The organism is Cellulomonas cellasea, assembly GCF_030372105.1.
GTDB classification, from domain to species: Bacteria; Actinomycetota; Actinomycetes; order Actinomycetales; family Cellulomonadaceae; genus Cellulomonas_A; species Cellulomonas_A cellasea_A.
In genome coordinates this window covers 77,943-96,057 of record NZ_JAUDBQ010000012.1, presented here as the reverse complement: position 1 = coordinate 96,057, position 18,115 = coordinate 77,943, and the positions used below count along the sequence as shown (strand labels likewise).

At 71.6% G+C, this 18,115-nt stretch carries 12 protein-coding genes; 10 read left to right on the top strand and 2 right to left on the bottom strand.

The genetic code is table 11. The annotated features are described in order from the left end of the window. Positions 1–43 precede the first annotated feature (43 nt). The 9 genes from QUV83_RS12430 to QUV83_RS12390 all read left to right on the top strand — a co-directional run bounded on the left by QUV83_RS12430 (position 44) and on the right by QUV83_RS12390 (position 14,642). Positions 44–1,651 (top strand): sugar ABC transporter ATP-binding protein, encoded by a 1,608-nt coding sequence (locus tag QUV83_RS12430; RefSeq protein ID WP_436231915.1) that lies wholly within the window; start codon positions 44–46, stop codon positions 1,649–1,651. Further along, entirely contained in the window at positions 1,651–2,688 is a 1,038-nt protein-coding gene (locus QUV83_RS12425) for an ABC transporter permease (protein ID WP_289564867.1), read from the top strand. Before QUV83_RS12430 ends, QUV83_RS12425 begins: the two co-directional genes overlap by 1 nt. Then, a complete protein-coding gene (yjfF, locus tag QUV83_RS12420) occupies positions 2,688–3,731 on the top strand; it encodes a galactofuranose ABC transporter, permease protein YjfF (protein WP_289564865.1) in 1,044 nt (347 codons plus the stop codon). The genes QUV83_RS12425 and yjfF overlap by 1 nt, the downstream gene beginning before the upstream one ends. A gap of 142 nt (positions 3,732–3,873) precedes the next feature. Further along, positions 3,874–7,896, top strand: coding sequence for an alpha-L-arabinofuranosidase C-terminal domain-containing protein (locus tag QUV83_RS12415; protein WP_289564863.1), 4,023 nt, complete (start codon positions 3,874–3,876; stop codon positions 7,894–7,896). A 94-nt stretch (positions 7,897–7,990) separates the two neighbouring features. After that, a complete protein-coding gene (locus QUV83_RS12410) occupies positions 7,991–9,019 on the top strand; it encodes a LacI family DNA-binding transcriptional regulator (RefSeq protein WP_289564861.1) in 1,029 nt (342 codons plus the stop codon). 209 nt (positions 9,020–9,228) lie between these two features. Continuing rightward, positions 9,229–11,355, top strand: a complete 2,127-nt coding sequence (locus QUV83_RS12405) for a glycoside hydrolase family 36 protein (protein WP_289564860.1) — start codon at positions 9,229–9,231, stop codon at positions 11,353–11,355. 89 nt (positions 11,356–11,444) lie between these two features. Continuing rightward, positions 11,445–12,764, top strand: coding sequence for an ABC transporter substrate-binding protein (locus QUV83_RS12400; protein WP_289564858.1), 1,320 nt, complete (start codon positions 11,445–11,447; stop codon positions 12,762–12,764). A gap of 76 nt (positions 12,765–12,840) precedes the next feature. Beyond that, positions 12,841–13,788 (top strand): carbohydrate ABC transporter permease, encoded by a 948-nt coding sequence (locus QUV83_RS12395; RefSeq protein WP_289564856.1) that lies wholly within the window; start codon positions 12,841–12,843, stop codon positions 13,786–13,788. Further along, the gene (locus tag QUV83_RS12390) at positions 13,785–14,642 is read left to right on the top strand and encodes a carbohydrate ABC transporter permease (protein WP_289564854.1); all 858 of its coding nucleotides are present in this window, start codon (positions 13,785–13,787) and stop codon (positions 14,640–14,642) included. Before QUV83_RS12395 ends, QUV83_RS12390 begins: the two co-directional genes overlap by 4 nt. 82 nt (positions 14,643–14,724) lie before the next feature. Here the strand turns inward: QUV83_RS12390 and QUV83_RS12385 are convergent, their stop codons facing one another. Together QUV83_RS12385 and QUV83_RS12380 are read right to left on the bottom strand one after the other, a co-directional pair. Continuing rightward, on the bottom strand, positions 14,725–15,429 hold the full coding sequence (locus QUV83_RS12385; protein ID WP_289564852.1) for a potassium channel family protein: 705 nt from the start codon (positions 15,427–15,429) through the stop codon (positions 14,725–14,727). Then, on the bottom strand, positions 15,422–16,798 hold the full coding sequence (locus QUV83_RS12380) for a TrkH family potassium uptake protein (protein WP_289564850.1): 1,377 nt from the start codon (positions 16,796–16,798) through the stop codon (positions 15,422–15,424). Before QUV83_RS12380 ends, QUV83_RS12385 begins: the two co-directional genes overlap by 8 nt. Before the next feature lie 78 nt (positions 16,799–16,876). Between QUV83_RS12380 and QUV83_RS12375 the strand changes: the two genes are divergently transcribed. After that, on the top strand, positions 16,877–18,061 hold the full coding sequence (locus QUV83_RS12375) for an acetoin utilization protein AcuC (RefSeq protein ID WP_289564848.1): 1,185 nt from the start codon (positions 16,877–16,879) through the stop codon (positions 18,059–18,061). Positions 18,062–18,115 lie beyond the last annotated feature (54 nt).

Genomic DNA, 18,115 nt, shown 5'->3' with positions numbered 1-18,115 from the left:
CGGACGCGCACCCCGACCCGCGCCACCGGAAGGCACCCGCGCCATGGACCAGGCCGACCACGCCGAGCCCGCCGACCCCGCCACCCCGCCCGGAGCCGGGCTCCCCGAGCGACCACCCGAGGCGGTGGTGCAGATGACGGGCATCGGGGTGGAGTTCCCCGGCGTCCGGGCGCTGCACGACGTGGACCTGGCCCTCTACGCGGGCGAGGTGCACGCGCTGCTCGGCGAGAACGGCGCGGGGAAGTCCACGCTGATCCGCGCGCTCACCGGGGTGCGGCCACCCGACGCGGGCGAGATCCGCGTCGGCGGGCAGCCCGTCGCCATCCACGGGCCCGCACAGGCGCAGGACCTGGGCATCAGCACCGTCTACCAAGAGGTGAACCTCTGCCCCAACCTGACCGTGGCGGAGAACATCATGCTGGGCCGGGAGCCGCGCCGGGCCGGCGGCATCGACTGGCGCGGCATGCGCCGCCAGGCCGCCGAGGTGCTGGGCCGCCTGAACGTGGACATCGACCCCGCGTCCCCGCTGTCGGCCCACTCGATCGCGGTGCAGCAGCTCGTGGCCATCGCCCGCGCCATGCAGGTGGACGCCCGGGTGCTGATCCTCGACGAGCCCACATCGAGCCTGGACGCCGACGAGGTCGCCGAGCTGTTCCGCGTCATGCGCGGCCTGCGCGACGACGGGGTCGCGATCCTGTTCGTGACCCACTTCCTCGAGCAGGTCGACGAGATCGCCGACCGGATCACCGTGCTGCGCAACGGCGCCCGGGTGGGGGAGCGGCGCACCGGCGACCTGACGCGGATCGAGCTGGTCTCGATGATGATCGGCCGCGAGCTCGCGGTGCTCGAGGACATCGCGCAGGACACCGAGGCCCGTGACGAGTCCGCGGCGCCAGTCGGCGCGGACACCGCCCCCACCCCGTTCCTGCGGGCCATCGGGCTGGGCCGGCGCGGGTCCATCGAGGCCTTCGACCTGGACGTGTACCCCGGCGAGGTGGTGGGGCTCGCGGGCCTGCTGGGATCGGGCCGCAGCGAGATGGCGCGCTTGCTGTACGGCGCGGACCACGCCGACACCGGCACGTTGGAGGTCGACGGGGCGCCCGCGCGGCTGCGCAACCCCCGCGCGGCCATCGCCGAGCGCATCGCGTTCTCCTCCGAGAACCGCAAGGCCGAGGGGCTCGTGGAGGACCTCACAGTGCGGGAGAACATCGTGCTCGGGCTGCAGGCCGCGCGCGGCTGGGCCCGCCGGGTGCCGCAGCGCACCCAGGACGAGCTGACAGCGCACTACATCGAGGCGCTCGGCATCCGGCCCGCCAACCCCGAGGCCCTGGTGCGGAACCTCTCCGGCGGGAACCAACAGAAGGTGCTGCTGGCCCGGTGGCTCGCTACCGCCCCCCGGCTGCTGATCCTCGACGAGCCGACCCGCGGCATCGACGTGGGCGCGAAGGCCGAGATCCAGAAGCTCGTGCACGACCTCGCGACACAGGGCATGTCGGTGGTGTTCATCTCCGCCGAGCTCGACGAGGTGCTGCGGCTCAGCCACCGCATCGCGGTGCTGCGCGACCGCCGCAAAGTCGCCGAGATCGCCAACGGCCCGGACGTCACAGCGCGTGACGTCCTCGAGCTCATCGCGAGCGGAGGGCAGGAGTGATGCGCAGCCTCATCCGGTCGAACGTGTTCTGGCCGCTAGTGGCCCTGGTGGCGCTGCTCGCGGTGAACGTGGTGGCGCGGCCCGGCTTCCTGGGCGTCCGCATGCAGGACGGGCACCTGTACGGGTCGCTCATCGACATCCTGCGCAACACCTCGCCGATCCTGCTGGTGGCCATCGGCATGACGCTGGTGATCGCGACGCGCGGCATCGACCTGTCCGTGGGGGCGCTGGTCGCCATCGCGGGCGCCGTGGCGTGCACGCAGATCGCCGCGTCGCCCACCCCGGGCGCGGCGTCGACAGTGCTGATCGCCATCGGCACGGCGGTGCTCGTGTGCCTGGTGCTCGGGGCGTGGAACGGGTTCCTGGTGTCGGTGGTGGGCATCCAGCCGATCATCGCCACGCTGATCCTCATGACCGCGGGGCGCGGCATCGCGATGCTCGTCACCGGCGGGCAGATCACCACGGTGAACAGCCCGCTGTACAAGTCGATCGGGGCCGGCTACCTGCTGACGCTGCCGGTCTCGGCGATCATCGCCGGGGTGGTGCTGGCGGCCACGGCGCTGCTGACGCGGCGCACGGCGCTCGGCACGCTGGTCGAGTCGGTGGGCATCAACCCCGAGGCCAGCCGCCTCGCCGGGGTGCGCGCCCGCAGCATCATCTGGACGGTCTACGTCTTCAGCGCCCTGTGCGCCGCCATCGCCGGGATCCTTATCAGCTCGAACGTGACAGCCGCCGACGCGAACAACAACGGCCTGTGGATCGAGCTCGACGCGATCCTCGCCGTGGTCATCGGCGGGACCTCGCTCATGGGCGGCAAGTTCTCGCTCACCGGCACCCTGATCGGGGCGTTCATCATCGAGACGCTGCGCATCACGGTGATCTCGCTCGGCATCGCCCCGGAGGTCAACCTGGTGTTCAAGGCCATCGTGGTGATCTTGGTCTGCCTGCTGCAGTCGCCTGTGGTGCAACGCAAGTTCCGGGCCCGGCGCAGAGCCGTCGCCCAGGAGCACGGCGAGGCCGTCGAGGTGGTGGCCTGATGGCCGCGACGGAGGTGCGGACGGGCTCCCAGACCCGCACGTCGCGCACCCGTGGGACGTCTCCGCTGGCCCGCTACGGGTCGGTGCTCGCGACGCTGGTCACGCTGGTGCTGGTCTTCGTCATCGGCTCGACCCGGTACACCGGGTTCCTCGACAGCCAGACGATCCTCAACCTGTTCATCGACAACGCGTTCCTCATCGTGCTCGCGGTGGGCATGACGTTCGTGATCCTCACCGGGGGCATCGACCTGTCCATGGGCGCGGTGATGGCCCTGTCCACGATGGTCACCGCGCGGCTGCTCATCGCCGGGTGGGCGCCAGGGCCGGTGATCGCGGCGGTGCTGCTGCTGGGCTGCGTGTTCGGGGTCGGCGTGGGGCTGTTCATCCGGGTCTTCGAGGTGCAGCCGTTCATCGCGACGCTGGCCGCCATGTTCCTGGCCCGCGGGCTGTGCTTCGTGGTGAGCCCGAACTCGCTGTCCATCACGGACCCGTTCTTCGTGTCCCTGTCGCAGAGCCGCATCCGGCTATGGCCCACCGGGACGGCGTTCGACGGGCGCACGCTGTACGCGTTCATCTCCCCGAGCGTCATCGTGGCGCTGGTGATCGTGGCCATCGCGGCGTGGGTGCTCCACTCCACCCGGTTCGGCCGCACGGTGTACGCCATCGGTGGGAACCAGGGCTCCGCCGAGCTCATGGGGCTGCCCGTGGCCCGCACCCAGGTGCTGGTGTACGTGGTCAGCGGGGTCTGCTCGGCCATCGGCGGGCTGATCTTCGCGATGTACTCGCTGTCCGGCTACGCCCTCACCGGGGTGGGAGTCGAGCTGGACGCGATCTCGGCGGTGGTGATCGGCGGGACGCTGCTCACCGGCGGCTCGGGGTTCGTCATCGGCTCGCTGCTGGGCGTGCTGGTGCTCGGCACCATCCAGACCATCATCAGCTTCGAGGGCACCCTCAGCTCGTGGTGGACCAAGATCGTGATCGGCGCGCTGCTGCTGGTCTTCGTGGTCCTCCAGCGGCTCCTGATCATCCGTCGCCGCACCTAGCGCGGACACCCGCGCGGGGGAGTGCGACCTCCCCCGCGCGGGCTCTCCATCGATGTAGCCGCCGACGGAAGGAGGACCTCCCGCACCGGCCCATCTCTGGGCTCCAGGAACACCCTCGCCGAGTGGTTGGAGCACGATGATCATGCCAAGAACCGACTCCCGTCCGGTCCGGACAGCGTTGTCCCGATCGGCGTTCACCCTCACGGCCGCCACAGCGGCCACCGTCCTCGCCCTCACACTCGGCCTCGACGCCGCGGCTGCCGGCGGTGGCGCACGCGCCCAGGGCCAGCAGCCCGGAGCCATGCGCGCCGCCGAGGCCCCGCCCAGCGGCGTCATACCCGCCGGCGCCTGGGTGGACGACTTCTCCGCGACCACGCTCGGGACCGACTGGTCCGTGCACGACGAGGAGCCCGACGCGCTGTCGCTCACCTCGAACCCCGGCGCGCTCACCCTCAACTCGCTGACCGGGGACACCTGGCAGACCACCAACACGGCCCGCAACATCGTGCTCGTGGACGTCCCGGCGGGTGACTTCACCGCGATCACGCAGGTCACGGCCCCGGTGGTGAAGGACTTCCAAGGCGCCGGGCTGATCGCCTGGCAGGACCAGGACAACTACGTGCGGGCCGGGCTGTCCCACGTGGGCTTCGCCGCGGGCGGGCCGGTGGTGGTCGAGAACGGCTTCGAGACGGCGGCCGTGTACTCGTCGTCATTCACCGCGCGACCGGGCTCCACCTCGGAGATCCTGCGGCTCGAGCGCGTCGGCGACACGATCACCACGAGCTACTGGGCCGACGGCGCCTGGGCGACGGCCGCCACCGTGGAGGCATCGTTCCCGGTGGCGCAGATCGGCCTGTACGCGCTGGCCGCGCAGGACGGCACCCGGCACCAGGCGGTCTTCGACTGGTTCGCACTGGTGGCGCCGGAGGGGGAGCCGGTGGTCCCGGCTGGCGAGATCACGCTGCGGGGGCCCGGTGACCTGCGGAACCTCGTGGTCGCCGGCGGGCACGGGCTGGCCCTCGCGGCGAGCCGCGGGACGACGGTGACGGGGCTGACGGTGACCGGGACGGCCGCCGACGGCGTGGTGCGGCTCGCCGCCTCGGATGGGGCGTCGGGCGGCGCGGGCGCGCCGCGGCCGGTGGTGGTGGCCGACGGCGCGCTGGTGCTGGGCGCGGCGGGCGCGACACCCGCCGATCTGCGCTTCTTGGACGCCGGAGGTGGGCGCCTCGTCCTCGAGGTCGTCGGGCCCGAGCCCGCCTACGTGGGCGTCGGGCCGGACGGCGTGCTCGTCGTCGGCGGCCGCGACCAGGCCGTGAAGCTCACGTTCGAGGCGATCCGCGCCGAGCGGGCCGGCCTCGCCGTGGACGCGACCGGGCCCACGCTCGACATGAGCGACGACCTGTACGGGGTCTTCTACGAGGACATCAACCGGGCGGCCGACGGCGGCCTGTACGCCGAGCTGGTGCAGAACCGGTCCTTCGAGTACTCCACCGCCGACAACGCCTCGTACACACCGCTGACCTCCTGGCAGACGGTGCAGCGGGGCGGCGCCGCCGGGACGGTGCGCACAGTCGACGACGCCGAGCGGCTCAACGAGGACAACCGCGTCTACCTGCAGATGGACCTCACGGCGCCGGGCACGGGCGCGGGCGCCGGGGTCGGGGTCCGCAACGCGGGATACAACTCCGGCGTGCACGTCGAGCAGGGCAAGGCCTACCGGTTCTCCGCATTCGTGCGGCGCACCGCCGACCACGACCGGCCGCTGACCGTCCGGATCGAGGACGTGGCCGGGACCCAGGTGCTCGGCGAGGCCCAGGTCGTCGCCGCCTCCGACACCTGGACGAAGGTCACCGCCGAGATCACCGCGACGGCCACCACCGACGCGGGGCGCCTCGCCGTGCTCGCGGACGGCACGGGGACGGTGCGCCTCGACATGGTGTCGCTGTTCCCCGTCGACACCTTCCGCGGCCGGGAGAACGGCCTGCGCAAAGACCTCGCCGAGCTCATCGAGGACATGAGTCCGCAGTTCGTGCGGTTCCCCGGCGGCTGCGTCACCAACGTGGGCACCTTCGACCCGTACGAGGCGCCGAACTACGACCGCCGCCGCACCTACCGCTGGAAGGAGACCATCGGCCCGGTGGAGGAGCGGCCCACCAACTACAACTTCTGGGGCTACAACCAGTCCTACGGGCTCGGCTACCTCGAGTACTTCCAGCTCGCCGAGGACCTGGGCGCCGAGCCGCTGCCCGTGGTGTCCGTCGGCGTCAACGGCTGCGGGGGGCCGCCGCCCATCAGCGACCCCGAGCAGCTCCAGGAGTGGATCGACGACACGCTCGACCTCGTCGAGTTCGCCAACGGCGGCGTGGACACCGAATGGGGCGCCGTGCGCGCGTCGCTGGGCCACCCCGAGCCGTTCGGGCTCGAGTACCTGGGCCTGGGCAACGAGGAGGTGCAACGCGAGTTCCTCGACTACTACCCGCAGTTCGCCGACGCGCTCAAGGCCGCCTACCCGGACCTGAAGATCATCTCCAACTCCGGCCAGACCTCCGCGGGCGCCTGGTTCGAGGAGCTGTGGGACTTCGCCCGCGACCAAGGCGCCGACCTGGTCGACGAGCACTACTACAACTCCCCGGAGTGGTTCCTCGCCAACACCCACCGCTACGACGACTACGACCGCGCCGGGCCGCAGGTGTTCATCGGCGAGTACGCCTCACGCGGCAACACGTTCCGCAACGCGCTCGCCGAGGCCGCGTTCATGACCGGCATCGAGCGGAACTCCGACGTCATCGACCTCGCGTCGTACGCGCCGCTGCTCGCCAACGAGGACTACGTGCAGTGGTCGCCCGACGCGATCTGGTTCGACAACGTCCGGGCGTACGGCTCGGCGAACTATCACGTGCAGAAGCTGTTCGCCACGAACCAGGGCGACCAGGTGCTGTCCAGCACCCTCACCGGCGCGGGCGGCTCCGGCCCGGCAGAGGTCAGCGGCGGGGTGGGCCTGTCGACGTGGCGCACGCAGGCCGCCTACGACAACCTGCGGGTGACCGACACCGCCACGGGCGACGTCCTCTACTCCGAGGACTTCGCCTCAGACGCGGCCGGGTGGACGCCCACCGGCGGGACCTGGGCCGTCACCGACGGCGAGTACCGGCAGACGAACGTCGCCGTGGAGGACGCGCGCAGCACCGGCCCGGCGGCGGCCTGGACGGACTACACCCTCGAGCTCGACGCCCGGAAGATCGCCGGGGACGAGGGCTTCCTGGTGATGTTCGGCGTCCAGGACTCCGGGCACTACTACTGGTGGAACCTCGGCGGCTGGAACAACACCCGGTCGGCGATCCAGCAGGCCACCGGTGGCGCCGCCGTCGAGGTGGCGGGCAGCACCACCACCATCGAGACCGGTCGCACGTACCGCGTGAAGATCGAGGTCGCGGGCACCACGGTGCGGACCTACCTCGACGGGACGCTGGTCACCACGTTCACCGACACCACCACCGACGAGGACCTGCACCACGTCGTCACCCGCGACCAGGCCTCCGGGGACACGATCCTCAAGGTGGTGAACTCCTCGCCCGAGACGATCCGCTCGGACGTGCGCGTCGACGGGGCGCCCGTGGCCTCCACGGCGACGGTCACCGAGATGACGGCGACCTCGCTCAGCGACCGCAACACCATGGCCGACCCCGATCGGGTGGTCCCGGTGGCGCGCACCGTCGAGGGGATCTCACAGGCGTTCGCCTACGACTTCCCGGCGCAGTCGATCACGTTCATCCGGCTCGCGCCCGGCACGGTGGAGCCGCAGCCAGCGGCGTCGACCACGACGGTGCTCGTCCTCCCCGACCGTGTGCGCAGCGGCCAACCGGCACTGGCGACCGTGCACGTGCGCGCCGCACGGCCCGCTGGCGGGGGCCCGGCGCCGAAGGCCACCGGCCGGGTGCGGGTCCAGATCGGCGACCGGCTCGTCGGCGAGGTCCCGCTCTGGCTCGGCCTGGCGATCGTGCCCCTGCCACGCGACCTCCCAGTGGGCTCGCACACCGTCACGGCCGCCTACCTGGGCTCGGCGACAGTGGCCGGGTCGACAGGCTCGGACGCGCTGACGGTGCTCCCGAAGGGCCGCGCCGACGGGCCGGCGCCGGGTCAGGGGGGAGGCCCGCGGCCACGCTGAGGCGGGAGGACCCGGGCGCCGGCGTCGCGTGCGCCGGCGCCCGGATCCGTACTCAGACGAAGCCCGTGCCGCGGCGCCTCGCTAAGGTTCGCGTGTGACTGTGCCCGCCCGCCGCAAGCCCCCCGTGATCGCCGACGTCGCTCGGGTGGCGGGGGTGTCCGTGCCGACGGTGTCGCGGGTGCTGACGGGTTCCACACCGGTGTCGGACGCGAAGCGCGCGCAGGTGATGGCCGCCATCGAGACGCTCGGCTACCGCCCGAACGCGGCGGCCCGGGCGTTGGTGAGCGGACGCCAGTCGATGATCTCGGTGCTCGCGGGCAACACGATGCGGTACGGCTACGCGGCGACGTTGCAGGGGGTGGAGGAGGCCGCGCGCGCCGCCGGGTACCTCGTGGTGATCACTGTGGTGGAGTCGGATGACCCGGTGGTGGTCGACGCGGCGGTGAGCCTGGTGCTGGGGCAGGCCGTGGCGGGCGCCGTGGTGTTGGAGTTCGACTCTGCGGCGTTGGCGGCGTCGCGTGCGCTGCCGTCGTCGGTGCCGGTGGTGACGGTGTCGTCGGCGACGCCGGGGGAGCGTGCCCGCCCGCATGCGGAGGTGGACGACCGCTCGGCGGCCGGCGACGCGGTGCGCTACTTGCTGGGGCTGGGGCATCGCACGGTCCACCATGTGTCGATCCCGTCGACGGGCCCGGAGGTCGGCCGCACGATCGGCTGGCGGGAGGCGTTGGAGGCGGCTGGCGCCCCGGTGCCGGAGCCCGTGGCGGCCGGGTGGGAGCCGTCGTCGGGTTATGAGGCGGGGATGCTGCTCGCGCGCGACCCGGGGGTCACGGCGGTGCTCGCGGGCAACGACCAGCTCGCGATCGGGCTGATGCGCGCGTTCGCGGACGCGGGGCGCGCGGTGCCGGGCGATGTGAGCGTGGTGGGCTTCGACGACGAGCCGTTCGCGGCGATGTGGTCGCCTCCGTTGACGACTGTGGCGCAGGACTTCGTGGGCCTGGGCCGACGGGCCTTCGGGATGCTGTCCGACTTGATGCTGACCGGCACGTCGACGGCGCGCTCGACGGCTGTGCCGGAGCTCCTGGTGCGTGGCAGCGCGGCGCCGCCCGCGGGAGCCCGCGACTAGCCCGTCTCACATGCTGGGCGCCTGAGCGGGTGGAGTCTCCGCCTGCGCGCGCCCGCGTGTTTCCGCAGGTCCATGCGGGGCTGAGAGTCGATCGTCATGAAAGCGTTATCAGGCTGTGATGGCACAGGCTTGCCAACGTTTCTGATCAACGCTTTCATGAGGGCGTGTCGCACCGCAGCGACCGCTCGACGATGAGGAGCTCGGCCCTGATGAACCGGACCATCCTGCACTGGGGAACTGGCGCCGTCAGCGCTGTGCTCGTCTCCGACGACGACGCCCCGGTGCGTCTCGCCAGCCTGCAGGCCGGCCCCTCGCAGAGCGCGGAGCCCACCCTCGTCCCGGCGCAGCCCCTGGTGGAGGTCTTCGCCCTCGGCCACGGCCACGCGCGCGCCAACCTGCGCCACACCGCCTCCGCCATCGGCGATCGCCTGCGCTACGCCACCCACACGACGCAGCAGTCGGCGGGCTGGCACAGCCTGGTCGTCGAGCAGCTCGACGCGGTCAGCGGGCTGCGCGTGCGCTCCACGCTCCGCGCCGCCGAGGGCGCCGCCGCCGTCCAGGCCTGGACCGAGGTCGTCAACGAGGGCTCCGACCCGCTCGTGCTGCTCGCGGTGACCTCCCTCGCCACCGGCGCCTTCAGCGCCGACGGCGACAGCATCGACGACGTCGACCTGCACACCGGCTACGGCGACTGGCTGGGCGAGAGCCGCTGGGAGCGGGTGCCCGTGCGCAGCCAGCGCGGACTCGTCCAGATGGGCCTGCCCTCGCACCAGAACCAGGACGCGCGCGGCGCGCTGGGCCTCACCAGCCGCAGCACCTGGTCGTCGAGTGAGCGCATGCCCACCGGCGTGCTGGAGAACCGCGCCACCGGCGCCGCATGGGCCTGGCAGGTCGAGCACAACGGCGCCTGGCACGCCGAGCTCGGCGAGCGCCTGCGCGGCCGCGACGGCGAGCTGGCGCTCGTGCTCATGGGCCCCTGCGACACCGAGCACCACTGGACCCAGCCCATCGCGCCGGGGGAGTCGTTCACCACCGTGCCCGTCTCGGTGGCCGTCGGCGACGGCTGGCAGGGCGCCCTGCAGGCGCTCACCGGGCACCGCCGCGCACTGCGCGCCGAGCGCCCCCAGCCCGAGGGCCTGCCGGTCATCTTCAACGACTACATGAACACCCTCATGGGCGACCCGACCACCGCCAAGCTGCTGCCGCTGATCGACGCGGCCGCCGCGGCCGGCGCCGAGTACTTCTGCATCGACGCCGGCTGGTACGACGACTCGCTCACCGACTGGTGGGACAGCGTCGGCGAGTGGGAGCCGTCCACCGTGCGGTTCCCCGACGGGGGCCTGGCCGCGGTGCTGGACCACATCCGCGCGGCGGGCATGGCGCCGGGCCTGTGGCTCGAGCCCGAGGTCATCGGGGTGCGCAGCCCCATGGCCCAGAAGCTGCCCGACTCGGCGTTCCTCCAGCGTGAGGGGCACCGGGTCGTGGAGCACGACCGCTTCCACCTGGACCTGCGCAGCCCCGAGGCCCGCGCCCACCTGGACCGCGTGGTCGACTCGCTGGTGCTGGACCTGGGCGTGCGGTATTTCAAGCTCGACTACAACATCACCGCGGGCCCGGGCACCGACCTCGACGCCCCCAGCCTCGGCGCCGGGCTGCTCGCCCACAACCGCGCGCACCTGGCGTGGCTCGAGGGCGTGCTCGAGCGCCACCCCGGCCTGGTCATCGAGAACTGCGCGTCCGGCGCCCAGCGCATGGACTACGCGATGCTCACCCGGCTGCACCTGCAGTCCACCTCCGACCAGCAGGAGTTGCTGCTCTACCCGCCGGTCGCCGCCGCAGCCCCCGCGTCGCTGCTGCCCGAGCAGGCCGGCAACTGGGCCTACCCGCAGCCCGACATGAGCGACGAGGAGATCCTCTTCACGCTCGCCACCGGCATGCTCGGCCGCCTCTACCTCTCCGGCCGCCTGGACCTCATGACGCCCGAGCAGCTCGCCACCGTGCGGCAGGCCGTGCGCACGCACCAGGGGATCCGCGAGGACCTGGCCCGGTCGCTGCCCGTGTGGCCGCTCGGGCTGCCGGCCTGGGACGCCCCCGAGGTGGCCCTCGGCCTGGCCGGCGAGGACGCCACGTACCTGACGGTCTGGACGCGCGGCGACGAGGCGGGGGAGATCGACCTCCCGCTTGCGCACCTCGCGGGCCAGGACGTCCAGGTCGAGGCGCTGTTCCCCCCCACCAGCAGCTGGGCCACGCGCTGGTCGCGCGCGGACGGCGTGCTGCACGTGACGCCCAGCGCCACACGGACCGCGCGGGTGCTGCGCATCCGCCCACAGTCCTGACCTCAGCCGTCCCGCGGGGCGGAAGAGGCAGAACGCACACAGATATGGCTGACATCCTCCGGGACGTCGACCCAGTTCAAGGAGCTTCAATGAAGAGGTTGTTGATGACCACGGCCACGCTGGCAGCAGCGGGGCTCCTGGTGGCAGGGTGCAGCGACCCGGGCGCCGGGGGCGGCACGGCGGACACGGGCGACATCACCTGGCCGGAGGCCACCGCCTCGCTCGAGGGGGTCGAGCTCACGCTGTGGGCGGCCCAGGCGAGCAACGCGATCCCCGAGGGCGTCGTCGCGGCGTTCGAGGACGCCACCGGCGCGAAGGTCGAGATCGTCACGATCCCCGACCCGTACGAGAACGGCATCCAGACCAAGGTCGCCACCGGCGACAAGCCCGACCTGGCGTTCTGGCAGCCCACCTCCTCGATGCTCACGGCGATCAACGCCGCGAACAACCTCCAGGTGCTCGATGACGCGCCGTGGATCGAGGACATGGACCCGGACCTGCAGGACCTCACGGGCATCCTCAACGACACCCGCTACGCGGCGCTCATCTCGAGCCCCAGCGTGCAGGGCGTCTACTACAACAAGCAGGTGTTCGCCGACGCCGGCATCACCGAGCTGCCGACCAGCTTCGAGGACATGGTCGCCAAGGCGCGCACCATCAAGGAGACCACCGGCGTCACGCCGTTCTTCGAGCAGGCCAGCGCCGGCTGGTCCACGCAGTGGTGGCCGCAGGTGCTCCTCGCGGACGCCGCCGCCGACGGGTACTGGGACAAGGTCAACGCCAATGAGGCGTCCCTCGCCGACGACGTGATGGTCGACGCGATCCAGACGCTCAAGGACCTCATCGACGAGGGCCTGTTCAACTCGGACATCGTCACCGCCACCTTCGAGGACCAGGGCGACGCGCTGCTGAACGGGAAGGCCGCCATGGCCGTCCAGATCAACGCGCTCTTCGGCCAGCTCCAGGCCAAGGCCGACACCGCCACGCTCAACGAGACGATCGGCTACTTCCCGATCTCGCCCTCGGGCAACGTCGCCACCTCGCACCCCGACCAGTCCAACGCGATCGTCGCGTTCAAGACCGGCGACGCCCAGCGTGAGGCAGCCGCCCGCCAGTTCCTCACGTTCTGGATGACGGAGTACTACCCGACCTTCATCGAGGAGCAGAACACCGTCTCCCTGATGACCGGCGTCGAGTCGCCGTCGTCGGTGCCGCAGGCGCTGCTCGACGTGCACGCGTCGCTGTCCGACTCGGTGGGCTCGATGCAGGCGCAGGCAGTGGCCAACCCGGACCTGTGGATGAACGTCGTCGACGTCATCAACAACGTCAAGACGCCCAAGCAGGCGGCGGAGGCGACCCAGCAGCAGTTCGTGGAGCTCGCCAAGGCCTCCGGCATCGACGGCTTCTGACCCACACACACAAGTCCGCGTGATGGGGCCGGGCCGCGAGCCCGGCCCCATCAGCCCGGGGTGAGGACATCACGACATGGTGACCATGCAGGACGCGCAGGTCGAGGCCCCCAGGGTCCGACGGCGCCGACGCCAGGACCTCCCGCCCGCTGGGAGGAAGCCCCGGGGCACGCACCCGTTGTGGTTCCTCATCCCCGCGTTCGCCGTCCTCGGGATCTTCTTCTTCGTCCCGACGATCTACAACTTCGTCTACGCGTTCACGAACTGGTCGAGCTTCAAGTCGGAGATCTCGTTCGTGGGCCTCGACAACTTCCAGGGCCTGGTGTCGAACGGCACGCTGCTGTCCTCGCTGAAGATCACGCTGATCTACGCGATCCTCGTCGCGGTGTTCCAGAACGTGTTCGGCCTGCTCCTCGCGCTGCTGCTGGAGAAGGACAACCGGCTCAACCGCGCCGCCCGGGTGATGTTCTTCATCCCCGTGATCATGTCCGCGCTGGCCGTCGGGTACATCTTCCAGGCGCTGCTGAAGACCACGGGCCCGCTCAACCAGGTGATCGGCTTCTTCACCGGCGGCGACGTGGAGATCGCGTGGCTGGGCAGCACCACCTGGACCATCGTGGTGGTCGCCGTGATCCACGCCTGGAAGTGGATGGGCCTGTCGATGCTCATCTACTTGTCCGGCCTCAAGACCATCAACGAGGACGTCCTGGAGGCCGCGCGCCTCGACGGCTCGAGCACCTGGACCACGTTCTGGAAGATCCGGTTCCCGCTGCTGGCCCCCGCGCTCACCTTCAACGTGGCCACGGCGCTGCTGGGGTCGATGAACGGCTTCGACATCGTGCAGGCGACCACCGGCGGCGGCCCGGCGCGCACCACCGAGATCCTCAACATCTTCATCTTCCGCACCTTCGGCCAGGGCCTGTTCGCCCAGGCGACGACGATGAGCCTGGTGCTCTTCGTGGTGGTTGCGGCCCTCGCGTTCCCGGTGATCGGGATGCTCCGTCGACGGGAGAACGTGCTGTGAGCACTGCAAGCGTGTCACGCAAGGCCGTCGCGCCGCGCAGCCTCTGGTCGCGCGTGCAGCCGACGTTCGTGGTGCTGCTGGTCCTGCTCCTGCTGGGCCTGCCGCTGTGGATGATGGTCGTCACCGCCGGCAAGAGCCAGGCCGAGGCGCTGTCCCCGAACCTGTCGCTGCCCAGCGACTGGCAGCTCTGGGAGAACATCACCGAGATCTTCACGCGGGGCAACATCACCGCCGGCTTCGTCGGCAGCCTGCTCGTCATGGTGCCGTCGGTGCTCACCGTGCTGCTGTTCGGCTCGATGGCCGCCTGGGTGCTCGCCCGCCGCGCGAGCCGCGCGATGACCGTGGCCTACGGCGCCGCGATCTCCGGCGTCGTGCTGCCGCCGGCCGTCGTGACGATCGTGCTGCTGCTGCGGCAGATCGGCATGTCCGGCAGCGCCATCGGCATGATCTGCGTCTACGCGGGCATCTACATGTCGGTCGTCATCTTCTTCGTCACGGGCTTCGTGCGGACCATCCCGGTGGAGCTCGAGGAGGCCGCCCGCGTCGACGGCGCCGGGCCGGTCAAGGTCTTCGCCCGGATCATCCTGCCGCTGCTGGTGCCGGTGCTCTCGACAGCGACGATCCTCATCTGCCTGTACGTGTGGAACGACGTGTTCTACGCGTTCTTCGTGCTCAGCGGGTCGCTCGACACCCTGCCGCTGAACCTCTACAACGTGGCCAGCGCGGGGCTGTACCTGAACAACTGGCACCTGATCTTCGCGTACATCATCCTCATGAGCCTGCCGCTGCTGCTCGTGTTCATGTTCATGCAGCGCAAGATCATCTCGGGTGTGACCTCGGGCGCGGTGAAGTAGCCGCCCTCGACGCGGAGAGGCCCGGCAGGAGCACTCCTGCCGGGCCTCTCGTGTCCCATGGCCCGGATGCCCGGGCGCTCGCTCAGGGCCGCGCGGCGAACCGCTCCAGCAGGTCCGCGTGGCCGGACACGATGAGCAGGTCGTTCGCGGCGATGCGGGTGTCGGGCTGCGCGTAGACGAACTCCCGGCCCGGGCTCTTCACGCCGATGACCGTCACGCCGTACCTGTCGCGGATCTTCGACTGCTCGATGGTGAACCCCTGGGTCTCGCGCGGGGGCCGCATCTTGACGATCGTGAAGCCGTCCTCGACCTCGATGTAGTCGAGCATCTTGCCGGAGACGAGGTGCGCGACCCGCGAGCCCGCGTCCGCCTCGGGCAGCACCACGTGGTGCGCGCCGATGCGCTGCAGGATGCGCGCGTGCTCGGTGGAGATCGCCTTGGCCCAGATCTGCGGGGTGCCCAGGTCCACCAGGTTGCCGGTGATCAGCACACTGGCCTCGAGGTAGGAGCCGACGCCGACCACCGCCACCCCGAAGTCGCGGGCGCCGAGCTGGTCGAGGGCGTCCGGGTTCGCCGCGTCCGCCTCCACGAGGGGGATGCGCCCGGCCCACTGCGCCACCAGCTCGGGGCTGCGCTCGACGGCGAGCACGTCCTGGCCCAGGCGGTCCAGGGTGGTGGCGATGGACGAGCCGAAGCGTCCCAGCCCGATGACGAGCACACCCGCGTCCTTCTTCGCGGACCGCCCGCGTCCGTGCGCCGTGGCGCCCGTGAGCTCGGTGTCAACCAATGATCGGCCTCTCTTCGGGGAACCGGATGACCCGGCGGCGGTTCCGCAGCGCGAGCGCCGCGGCGAGCGTCATCGTGCCGGTGCGGCCGATGAACATGAGAACGGTGAGCACGTACTTGCCGGCCTCGGGCAGTTGCTCCGTGACGCCTGTGGACAGCCCGCAGGTGGCGAACGCGGAGATGACCTCGAACAGCACCACGTCCAGCGTCCACCCGGTGATCTCCAGCAGCAAGAGGCTCGCCACGAGCACCAGCGACGCGCTGACCAGCGAGACCGCGATGGCGACCTGCAGCGCGGCGCGGGGGATGCGCCGCCCGAACGCCTCGACGTCCTCGTCGCCGCGCGCCTCCGCGACGATCGCCAGGAGCATCACCGCGAGCGTGCTGACCTTGATGCCGCCGGCCGTGGAGGCGGAGCCGCCGCCCACGAACATCAGCGCGTCGTTGATGAGCCACGTCGCCTCGTGCATCTCGCCGACGGGCGCTGTGGAGAACCCGCCCGAGCGGGGCATCACGCCGGAGAACAGCGCCGTCAGCAGCTTGTTGCCGACGCTGAGCGGCCCGAGCGTGCCGGGGTTGGTCCACTCGAAGGCGCCGATCAACACGGCGCCCACGACGACGAGGATCGCGCTGGTGGTGAGCGTCAGCTTGGCGTGCAGGTTCCACCGGCGCGGTGTGCGCAGCCGTCGGCCGATGTTGAGCAGCACGGGGAAGCCCAGCGCGCCGACGAACACGCCGATCATGATGGGCAGCAGCACCCACCAGTCGGTGGCGTAGGGGGTGAGGCCGTCCACGGTGGGCACGAATCCCGCGTTGTTGAACGAGGAGACGGCGTAGAACGCGGCATGCCAGGCGGCCTCGCCCATGTCCTCGCCGAGCATCGCGAAGCGCGGGAACAGGGCCAGCGCGATGGCGATCTCGAGCACCGAGGACGTGACGATGACGGTGCGCACCAGGGAGCCGACTTCGCCCAACCGGGTGGTCTTCGTCTCGGACGCGGTCAGCAGGCGCTGCGTGAGCCCGATGCGGCGCGACACCGCCAGCCCGAGGATCGACGCGAGGGTCATGACGCCGAGCCCGCCCACCTTGATGGCCACCGCGATGACCACCAGCCCGGCGCCGGACCAGTACGAGCCGGTCGGCACCGTCACCAGCCCGGTGACGCACACCGCCGACGTCGCGGTGAACAGCGCGTCGACGAAGGGCGCCCGCTCACCGGTGGCGGTGGCCCAGGGCATGGAGAGCAACACGGTGAACAGCGCGACGACACCGCCGAAGACGCCGATCGCCAGTCGTGCGGGCGACTGTCGGGCGAGCCTGTCGACCAGCTCCCGTCCCGACCACATCGCCCCGGGGAGGCCCCGAGCCATCGCACCTCCCGTACGCGCACGCGTGGACAGGGGCAACTCTGTCACGTCGGCCCCGCCGCAGGACGCTAGCGTGGCCCCATGTCAGCGGACGTGCAGGTCGTGTGGTCGCCCGCACTGCTCGGCTACGACTTCGGCGACGGCCACCCGATGGCGCCGTTGCGGCTGGACCTGACGATGCGGCTGGCCGACGCGCTGGGCCTGTTGGACGGCCCGGGCATGCGGGTGGTGGGCGCCGAGCCGGTCACCGACGCGGTGTTGGAGACGGTCCATGAGGCCGCGTATGTCGCCGCGGTGCGGGCCGCGTCCGAGCCCGGCGGGGCGGGTGACGCGCTGCGCGGCTTGGGCACCGCCGACGATCCCGTCTTCCCGGGCATGCACGAGGCTGCCGCGAGGGTGGTCGGCGGCAGCGTGGACGTCGCGATGGCGGTGTGGAGCGGCGAGGCGGAGCACGGGGTGAACCTCACCGGCGGGATGCACCACGCGATGCCGGGGGCCGCCTCGGGCTTCTGCGTGTACAACGACGCCGCGGTGGCCATCCGGGCGCTGCTCGCCGCGGGCGCCGAGCGGGTGGCCTATGTGGACGTCGACGCGCACCACGGCGACGGCGTGCAGGCGGTGTTCTGGGACGACCCGCGGGTGCTGACCGTGTCGGTCCATGAGAGCGGCCACACGCTCTTCCCCGGCACCGGGCACCCGCGCGAGACGGGCGGGCCGGGTGCCGAGGGATCCGCCGTGAACGTCGCGCTCCCCGCCCGCACGAGCGACGCCGGCTGGCTGCGGGCCATCGACGCCGTGGTGCCCCCGGTGCTGCGGGCGTTCCGGCCGCAGGTGGTGGTGAGCCAGCACGGCTGCGACGCCCATGTCGAGGACCCGATCACCAACCTCGACGTGAGCATCGACGCGGGGCGCCGCGCGGTGGAGATGGTGCACGCGCTGGCGCATGAGGTGGCGGACGGCCGGTGGGTGGCCCTGGGCGGCGGCGGGTACGCGGTGGTGGACGTGGTGCCGCGCGCGTGGGCGCATGTGATCGCCGAGGCGGTGCACCGCCCGGTGGACCCGGGGTTGCGACTGCCCGAGGCGTGGCAGGCGGAGGTGGTCGCCCGGTATGGCCGCCGGGCCCCCGCGCGGATGACCGACGGGGTGGACGCCGAGTTCCGGCCCTGGTCGGCGGGGTACGACCCGGCGGACGACGTGGACCGGGCGGTGCGCGCGACCCGGGCAGCGGTGTTCCCGCTGCTGGGGCTCGATCCGGAGCTCGACTGACCCGCTGACTCGGTCGGGTGATCTGCCTCGTCGCCGCTTTCGCCCGCCCGGGCC